Raw genomic sequence first — 8,214 nt, 5'->3', positions numbered from 1 at the left:
ACCTGGGCGATGAGGTCCAACGCGCGCTTCCGCGCCAGGTCGTGCTAGAATGCGGTCATCCGCAGCGCCGACGGCGCCCCGATCCCCGTCGCACCGGCAAGGCTTCCGGTCGGCTTTTCCCGCAAAACTTAACTCGCACCTTCTTGCGTTCAATAGCGAAGCGTTCTATTATTCCTACTCAGTTACTAGAAGTTACGTAAAGGCCGCAAGTCCTCGCCGCGAGCTCGCTCGCACGGACTGGCGGCCTTTTTCGCACTGAGGGGAGAAACCATCATGGAAAACACCGGCCACGTTCGCTCCGTCAACGTCTCCGAGCGCAAGGGCACGCGTAAAAAGCCAGTTGAGAGTGGGCAAATCCATATCGACCCGCACCATGGTGTGACGGGCGACGCCCATGCCGGCGATTGGCATCGCCAGGTGTCGCTGCTCGCCTGGGAATCCATCGAGAAGGCGCGCGCGATGGGCCTCGATGTGAAGGAGGGCGACTTCGCCGAGAACATCACCACCGAGGGGATAGACCTGCTCGCGCTGCCACTCGGCACCCAGGTGAAGATCGGCGACGAGGTTGTGCTCGAGCTTTCCCAGATCGGTAAGGTGTGCCACAAGAAGTGCGCCATCTATTACCTGGCGGGCGACTGCATCTTCCCGCGCGAGGGCATCTTCTTCGAGGTCGTTACCGGCGGCACAGTGTCGGTGGGCGATGCCATCGTCGTCACCAAGATGGGCGACGGCCACTGCAAGTACACCCCGCAAGAAGCGCTCGACGAGATCGACAAGGTGCGCGCCGAGGAGGCGGCCGAGAAGGCCGCGAAGGCGAAAGAGGCCGCTACCGCCAACGCGTAGCGGGTTCACCGCGCTTGCCAAGTGCGCTGATATCATTTCGTCCTCTCGTTCAACTCTGGTTTTGCTCAGATACCCCGTATGGCGTATGGCGCGCCGTGCGGGGTTTGCGCATAATGGGGGCATGGACGGTGTACTCATACATAATAAGGAAATGACCCCGCGCGATTGGGCGATCGATGTCGCGGTGGCGATGGTTGCCTTTGCTTTCGGCGCCGTGCAGCTCATGGTCTCCGCGAGCCTCATCCTCCCTGATGAGACCTTGCGCCGCATGCTCGGTATCGAGGCGGTCGTTCCCGCAACCTCGTCCTTCATCGCGCTTGCGCTCACGACATTTCCCCTCGTGGCGCGCAGGAAATCCCCTTGGCTCGTCTTCGTGTTCACTCTCGTGGTGTTCGTCGGGCTGCAAAACACCTTCCATGGCTCCACGCTCGCCGTCTTCGGGCCGATGGTCGCTCTGTTCACTATCGTCGTGGAATGCTCGCACGTCGAGATGGCCATCGCCTGCGTTGCGAGTGCCTTAGGGCTCGCCGCGGCGACGTACGGCGGAACCTCGGCTGCGCTGTGGTTCTGGGCGTACGTGCAAAACCTCGTGCTCATGGCCGCCTCGGCGCTCGGTGGGTTGGCCGTGTGCGCCCATCGCGATTCCGTGCGGGCCACCGAGCAGCGAGCCGAGGAGGCCGAGCGCACGCGCGAGGAAGTGGCTGCCCGCCGCGTCGAGGAGGAACGCGTTCGCATCGCCCGCGAGGTCCACGACATCACGGCTCACTCGCTTTCGGCGGTCAGCATTCAAACTGCGGCGGCCGAGCGCCTGATCGAGCGCGATCCCGCCGCCGCGAAGGAAGCGGTGTCGCTCGCTCACAAGACCGCGAAAGAGGCGCTCGAGGAAATCCGCGCGATGATCGGCGTGCTCAGGACGGGGGATTCCTCCGCCGAGACCACGCCGACCGAGGGCACGGCGCGCCTTGTGGATTTGGCGGACTACCTTCGAGAAGCAGGGGTTGCCGCAACGCTCGACGTGTCGGGCTACGACCGGGAAGCGACGCCGGCGTTCATCGATATCGCGCTGTTCGGCATTGCCCGCGAGGCCACGACCAACATCGTCCGCCACGCCCACGCGAGAAACGCGTCGATCGTCCTCGAAAGCGACGGCGTGAAGGCGACGCTTACCGTGCAAGATGACGGCGACGGCTCGATGGGCGCCGCGAAAGGGGCGCCTTTGACGGGCGGTCACGGCATCGACGGCATGAAGGAGCGCGCGAAGCTGCTTGGCGGCACCCTCGACGCGGGTCCGCTTCCCAGCGGCGGCTTTCGCGTTCGCGCGTCCATTCCCGTCGGCGACTCGTCTGCAAGCTTCGGTGCTGCGCGCGGGGAAGGGGAATCCCATGAGCGAAGATAGGCGGAAAGCGGCGGGATTTCCCGTGGATTCCGAGTTCGGTGCGCGCGATGCCAGCAGCGCCCGTGTCGCAAGTGACCAGGCCTTATCCAAGGAAGCGCTGCGCATCCTCGTCGCAGATGACCAGGATCTTGTGAGAAGTGGATTTCGCATGATTCTCAACTCCTACGACGGGCTTTCGGTTGCGGGCGAAGCGCGCAACGGCGAAGAGGCGGTCTACCTCGCCCAGAAGATCCGCCCCGACGTGGTGCTCATGGACATCCGCATGCCGGTGCGAAACGGCATCGACGCCACGCGCGACATCACATCGAACCCGCTGCTCGCAGGTACGCACGTCCTCGTTCTCACCACGTTCGACATCGACGAGTACGTCTACGACGCGCTCGCTGCGGGGGCGAGCGGCTTTTTGCTGAAAGACGCCGAGCCCGACGACATCGTCGAGGCAATCCACGTCGTCGCACGCGGCGATGCCCTCATTCAACCCTCGGTCATGCGCCGTCTGGTGGAGACATTCGTGGCGTCGCGCCCGCGCGCGGGCATGCCGCAAGGCTCGCATGCGCGGGAGGCCATACGGTCGCTCACCGACCGCGAGCGAGAGATTCTCATGCTCGTCGCGCGGGGGCTCACCAATGAGGAAATCGCAGGCGAACTAATAATTTCTCCTGCAACGGTGAAAACGCACGTCGCCCGCATCATGGGAAAGCTCGATGCGCACGACCGGGCGCAGCTCGTGGTGTGCGCCTATGAGAGCGGTCTCGTTTCCCCGCGTTCAATGTGAATTATGAACGCAGTGTGGCGATTCGATAAAACCTAAGTCCCTATCGCTCAAGTTTTCTGCAAAATGCTTGCATTCGCCTTCCCAGATGCTATAGTAACCCAATGTTGTTAGCACTCACGTTCGAAGAGTGCTAGCACTCGAAAGCTCGGTATTAACAACCATCGATTCAAGGTTGATGAGAGGAAGGCAAGCAATGATGAACCTTAAGCCGCTCGGCGATCGCGTCATCGTGAAGCAGGACGAAGCAGAGGAAACCACCGCAGGTGGCCTCATCCTCGCGCACGACGCGAAGGAAAAGCCCCAGACGGGCGTCGTCCTCAAGGTGGGCGAGGGCAAGCTCGACAAGGACGGCAACCTCGTTCCCGTGCCCGTGAAGGAAGGCGACCGCGTGCTTTATGGCAAGTACGGTGGAACCGAAGTCAAGGTCAACGGCGAAGAGGTTATGATTCTTCGCTCCGAGGACATCTACGCGGTCTTCGAATAGCTTCTCCGGCGGCTTTCAGCGGCGGCTCCGAAAGCGCTCGTCGCCTTCACGCCTGGTCACAAGGCCATACGGTGCGCGCATACAACGATTTCGCTTTCGGAATCTACCGTGAAAGCCCGTCTTTTACGTAGTTGAGTTCTTTCTAGGAAAGGAAGCCTAAAAATGGCTAAGGATATCAAGTTCGAATCTGACGCCCGCTCCGCTCTCGCGGCCGGCGTTTCCAAGCTCGCCGATGCCGTGAAGGTCACGCTTGGCCCCAAGGGCCGCTACGTCGCCCTCGAGAAGTCCTACGGCGCGCCGGTCGTCACCAACGACGGCGTCACCGTCGCGAAGGAAGTCGAGCTGGAAGATCCCGTTGAGAACATGGGCGCCCAGCTCATCCGCGAGGCTGCCGTGAAGACCAACGACGACGCGGGCGACGGCACCACGACCGCAACCCTGCTCGCCGACGTTATCGTCAACGAGGGCCTGCGCAACGTCACCGCTGGCGCTGACGCGCTCGGCATCCGCCGCGGCATCCAGAAGGCGACCAACGCCGTTGTCGAGGCCATCAAGGCAAACGCTCAGACCATCGACACCAAGGAGCAGATTGCCAACGTCGGCACCATCTCCGCGGGCGACCCCGAGATCGGCGAGAAGATCGCTGAGGCTATGGAGGCTGTCGGCAAGGACGGCGCCATCTCCGTCGAGGATTCCCAGACGTTCGGTATGGACGTGAACATCGTCGAGGGCATGCAGTACGATCGCGGCTACATCTCTCCGTACATGGCGACCGACGCCGAGAAGATGGAAGCGAACCTGAAGGACCCGTTCATTCTGCTCACCGACCAGAAGGTCACCAACATCCAGGATATGGTCTCGCTGCTCGAGTCGATCATCAAGACCGGCCGCCCGCTGTTCCTCGTCGCTGAGGACGTCGAAGGCGAAGCGCTTGCCACCATCCTGCTCAACAAGCTGCGCGGCACCTTCAACTGCGTCGCCATCAAGGCCCCCGGCTTCGGCGATCGCCGCAAGCGCATCCTTGAGGACATGGCCGCCGTCACCGGCGCGACCGTCGTCTCGAAGGATCTCGGTATGACGCTCGCCGACGTCACCATCGACATGCTCGGCACCGCCAAGACCGTCAAGGTCACCAAGGAGAACTCGCTCATCGTCGACGGCGCGGGCGAGAAGAAGGACATCGAGGACCGCATCGCCCAGATCAAGGCCGAGCTCGATCGCACCGAGTCCGACTTCGACCGCGAGAAGCTTCAGGAGCGCCTCGCCAAGCTCTCCGGCGGCGTGGCAGTGCTCAAGGTCGGTGCTGCAACCGAGTCCGAGCTCAAGGAGAAGAAGTCCCGCATCGAAGACGCGCTGCAGGCAACGCGCGCAGCTGTCGAAGAGGGCATCGTTCCTGGCGGCGGCGTCGCTCTGCTCGACGTTGTCTCCGAGCTCGACAAGATCGAGACCACCGATAAGGACGAACTCGTCGGCATCGACATCATCCGCAAGGCCCTCGAGGCCCCGATTCGCGCAATCGCCCAGAACGCCGGCTTCGAAGGCTCCGTTGTGGTCGAGAGGATCAAGGGTCTGCCCACTGGTGAAGGCCTGAACTGCGCAACCGGTGAGTACGGCAACATGATCGAGATGGGCGTGAACGACCCGGTCAAGGTTACCCGCACGGCGCTGCAGTCCGCAGCCTCCGTCGCCGGCCTCATCCTCATCACCGAGGCCACGATCAACGAGATCCCCAAGGACGGTCCCGACCTCTCCGCTCTCGCTGCAGCAGGTCAGGGCGGCGGCATGGGCATGATGTAATGGGGTTGCGATGATCTGACGATCATCGCAACTGCTCGACGCTGCGGGCCCGCCTGGCGGTCCAGCTGGCGCTCCAAGGTTTCGTCGCGTACCGAAGTACGCGTCCTCAACCTTTCGCGCCATCTGAACTCGCCAGGCGGGCCCTCGCTGTCTTTTAGGGCGAAAGTGCGTCATTTTCTCGCGTACCGAAGTACGCGTCGAAATCCTTTCGCACGCCCCGCATCCGCCAGGGGCCTTCTCGCTGTCTTCGGGACGAAAGTGATAAAGCCCCCTCTCTTCCTGCGCGTCCTCAACCTTGTGCCCTGGTCGGAGCGCTTGTCAAGAATTGTCTTTCCTTTTGCCGGGTGTTATTTTGTGCTGTGTTGCGACACTGGACGGAGCCTCATCACGCTCTAAGAGTTGAAAGGCGTTGAAGACGATGAGCGGTATTGCTTGCGAGAGTTGCCGGGTAGCAGCTTGCGAACATCTGGACAAGACGGCGCCTGATTTCTGCGTTCAGGCATCAATCACCAAAGAGATGCATGATGAAGCGCTGCGTCTCTACAACGAGCCCGAGAACCATCTCATAATGGAATCTGCCGCGATAGTCAGCGCTGAGACGGTTAACTCGACACGTGTTCAGGACACGATCAAGTTTGCGTCCTGCATGGGAGCATCTCTTGTCGGCATAGCAACATGCACGGCCATGCTAAGGGAAACGCGCATTCTCGCAGACCTTCTTCGAAAGGCTGGGTTTGAAGTGTGGGCAGTTGGCTGCAAGCTGGAAAGCAACATGAAAGCCGATCTGAACATCGACGCACCTTCTTTGGCTGAGGATTGCGTTATCTGCAATCCGATTATGCAGGCTTTGCTGCTCAACGATGCCAAGACGGACCTGAATATCCTCATGGGGATATGCGTCGGGCATGATGCGCTTTTCTGCAAATACTCAAATGCGCCCGCAGTGACTTTGGTCGCAAAGGATTTCGTGACGGTTCATAACCCCTGTTCAGTGCTCTATTCCGTCGATTCGGTTTACAGGGGCAAGCTGGAAAAAACCATTGGGGAAATCGCGTCCGACAAAGGGGAATGAGGCGCCTGAGGCCCCCGCAGGACGGGAGCGATATATGCTAGAGGGCGAATATCGCTCACCCAAGGGGTAAAAGCGGCAGGATGGCAAACCAAACGGGTGGCACCAAAAGCGCGGGCAGGAGATTCATGACCGAAATCTCCTTGATCTTCAAGATGGACAGGCCCGATGCGAGAATCAGAAATCCGCCGACGATGGTGATCTCGCACATCAGGTTCGCGGTCATAAGCGGCTCGAGCCACTGCGCCAAAAGGAAGATCGAACCCTGCCAGCAAAAGAGCACCACGCCCGCGAGCGCCATGCCGACGCCGAATGACGACGCTAAGACCATCGAGGTCACGAAGTCGAGTGTCGCGTTGGTAAGCAGGAAGGTCTCGTCGCCGTAAAGCGCGCTGTTGATCGGCCCCAAGATGGAAAGCGTGCCGAAGCAGAAGAGCACGATGCCAGTCGAAAGACCACGTGAGAGGTTGGTTCCGCCGCTTCCATCCGCCTTCGATTTCGACAGGCGCTTGGTCAGGCGGTCGAAGCGTCCCTCGATGTCGATCGCTGTGCCCACGACGCCTCCGATGGCGAGGCTCGCGATGAACAGCACGGGATAGACGCTTCCGCTCATGCCCTCGACCACGGAATGAAGACCAAGGCCCGTCGCCGCAAGACCCATCGCGCAGAATAGGATGTTCTGGTATTTCTCGCCAAGTCCGCGTTTCGCAAGGCTTCCGATGGCGCTCCCTACGACGATTGCGGCGGTGTTGACGACGGTTCCGATCATGGTCGTGTTTGCTCCTTCTGTTTTTCTTGTCACTTGGCGAAACTGCGCGCACGTTGCTGCCCGCGCGAAAGTCACTGCGCTAGAATACCTCGCTATGGAAGAAATCATGCATATCGCGGGGCACGTCCTCGAACACTCAATAGAAGACACACTCTACCTTATCCCGTTTCTGTTCGTCACCTATCTAGCGATGGAGTGGCTCGAGCACAAGGCGGGCGACAAGGCGCAAAACGCCATCAAGCGCGCGGGGAAGGCGGGCCCCGTCATTGGCGCGGTGCTCGGTGTTGTGCCCCAATGCGGCTTTTCTGCTGCGGCCTCGACGCTCTACGCGGGTCGCGTCATCACGGTCGGCACGCTCATCGCCGTGCTCCTGTCCACCTCCGATGAGATGATTCCCATCTTCCTCGCGGCTCAGGTGCCCCTTTCCACCATGGGCGCTATCCTGGGTGCGAAGGTGGTCGTGGGCATCATCGCGGGCCTTGCGCTCGACGGTGTGCTTCGCTTGCTCCATCGTCCCGAAGAGCACCTGCGCATCCACGAGCTCTGCCAGCGCGATCATTGCCACTGCAACGGCGAATGTCACGCCTGCGAGGAGAATCCCGAGCTTGCCTACGAGGCTGAAAAGGACGAGGAACACCATCATGACCACGCGGGCGCCTCCATCGTGAAGAGCGCGCTCAAGCACACTGCCCAGGTCACAGTCTTCATTTTCATCGTCACGCTGCTTTTGAACGTGGTGCTCGAAACGGTGGGCGAGGACGCACTGGCGCAGATTCTCGGCTCGAACAGCGCGCTTTCGGTCGTTGTGGCGGCCATCGTGGGCCTCATCCCGAACTGCGCGGCGAGCGTCGTTATCGCCGACCTATATGTGGAAGGCGTGCTCGGCGCGGGGGCCATGTTCGCTGGTCTGCTTGTGAGCGCGGGTGTGGGTCTTCTCGTACTTTTCCGCGCGAACCGTCGACCTAAGCAAAACCTCGCCATCGTGGCGACGATGCTCGGCGTGGGAATCGCGTGCGGCTTCATCATTTCGGCTGTGGGGATCGTGTTCTAGCCCAAGTTCCCAGCCCGGGCGATTCAAGCT

Annotated in this window: 8 protein-coding genes; 7 read left to right on the top strand and 1 reads right to left on the bottom strand. The window is 61.1% G+C overall.

Going from position 1 to position 8,214, the window contains the following annotated elements; genetic code table 11:
- Positions 1-273: 273 nt before the first annotated feature.
- From ACMRQN_RS09320 to ACMRQN_RS09295, 6 genes are all read left to right on the top strand, one after another.
- Positions 274-843: an MOSC domain-containing protein gene (locus ACMRQN_RS09320; protein WP_418734748.1), complete on the top strand. Its 570-nt coding sequence runs from the start codon at positions 274-276 to the stop codon at positions 841-843.
- A 151-nt stretch (positions 844-994) separates the two neighbouring features.
- The gene (locus tag ACMRQN_RS09315; protein ID WP_418734747.1) at positions 995-2,239 is read left to right on the top strand and encodes a sensor histidine kinase; all 1,245 of its coding nucleotides are present in this window, start codon (positions 995-997) and stop codon (positions 2,237-2,239) included.
- The gene (locus ACMRQN_RS09310) at positions 2,226-3,014 is read left to right on the top strand and encodes a response regulator (protein ID WP_418734746.1); all 789 of its coding nucleotides are present in this window, start codon (positions 2,226-2,228) and stop codon (positions 3,012-3,014) included. Before ACMRQN_RS09315 ends, ACMRQN_RS09310 begins: the two co-directional genes overlap by 14 nt.
- A 196-nt stretch (positions 3,015-3,210) precedes the next feature.
- Positions 3,211-3,498 carry a co-chaperone GroES gene (locus ACMRQN_RS09305; RefSeq protein ID WP_158048796.1) on the top strand — a complete coding sequence of 96 codons (288 nt, stop codon included), beginning with the start codon at positions 3,211-3,213 and terminating at the stop codon, positions 3,496-3,498.
- 162 nt (positions 3,499-3,660) lie between these two features.
- Positions 3,661-5,295, top strand: a complete 1,635-nt coding sequence (gene groL, locus ACMRQN_RS09300) for a chaperonin GroEL (protein ID WP_418734745.1) — start codon at positions 3,661-3,663, stop codon at positions 5,293-5,295.
- Positions 5,296-5,713: 418 nt separating this feature from the next.
- Positions 5,714-6,367, top strand: a complete 654-nt coding sequence (locus tag ACMRQN_RS09295; RefSeq protein WP_418734744.1) for a DUF1847 domain-containing protein — start codon at positions 5,714-5,716, stop codon at positions 6,365-6,367.
- Between the two features lie 55 nt (positions 6,368-6,422).
- Here the strand turns inward: ACMRQN_RS09295 and ACMRQN_RS09290 are convergent, their stop codons facing one another.
- Positions 6,423-7,133 carry a DUF554 domain-containing protein gene (locus tag ACMRQN_RS09290; protein ID WP_418734743.1) on the bottom strand — a complete coding sequence of 237 codons (711 nt, stop codon included), beginning with the start codon at positions 7,131-7,133 and terminating at the stop codon, positions 6,423-6,425.
- A gap of 94 nt (positions 7,134-7,227) precedes the next feature.
- Between ACMRQN_RS09290 and ACMRQN_RS09285 the strand changes: the two genes are divergently transcribed.
- Positions 7,228-8,184 (top strand): putative manganese transporter, encoded by a 957-nt coding sequence (locus ACMRQN_RS09285; RefSeq protein WP_418734742.1) that lies wholly within the window; start codon positions 7,228-7,230, stop codon positions 8,182-8,184.
- Positions 8,185-8,214 lie beyond the last annotated feature (30 nt).

The organism is Ellagibacter sp., from assembly GCF_048412355.1.
Classification (GTDB): domain Bacteria; phylum Actinomycetota; class Coriobacteriia; order Coriobacteriales; family Eggerthellaceae; genus Ellagibacter.
The sequence above is the reverse complement of the archived record's forward strand: the minus strand, read 5'-3'. Positions and strand labels throughout refer to the sequence as shown.

Excerpts from the sequence above, each read along its gene's own strand:
- ACMRQN_RS09310 (WP_418734746.1), top strand. The coding sequence starts at position 2,226 with ATGAGCGAAGATAGGCGGAAAGCGGCGGGATTTCCCGTGGATTCCGAG.
- ACMRQN_RS09290 (WP_418734743.1), bottom strand. The coding sequence starts at position 7,133 with ATGATCGGAACCGTCGTCAACACCGCCGCAATCGTCGTAGGGAGCGCC.
- groL (WP_418734745.1), top strand. The coding sequence starts at position 3,661 with ATGGCTAAGGATATCAAGTTCGAATCTGACGCCCGCTCCGCTCTCGCG.
- ACMRQN_RS09305 (WP_158048796.1), top strand. The coding sequence starts at position 3,211 with ATGAACCTTAAGCCGCTCGGCGATCGCGTCATCGTGAAGCAGGACGAA.
- ACMRQN_RS09320 (WP_418734748.1), top strand. The coding sequence starts at position 274 with ATGGAAAACACCGGCCACGTTCGCTCCGTCAACGTCTCCGAGCGCAAG.
- ACMRQN_RS09285 (WP_418734742.1), top strand. The coding sequence starts at position 7,228 with ATGGAAGAAATCATGCATATCGCGGGGCACGTCCTCGAACACTCAATA.
- ACMRQN_RS09315 (WP_418734747.1), top strand. The coding sequence starts at position 995 with ATGACCCCGCGCGATTGGGCGATCGATGTCGCGGTGGCGATGGTTGCC.
- ACMRQN_RS09295 (WP_418734744.1), top strand. The coding sequence starts at position 5,714 with ATGAGCGGTATTGCTTGCGAGAGTTGCCGGGTAGCAGCTTGCGAACAT.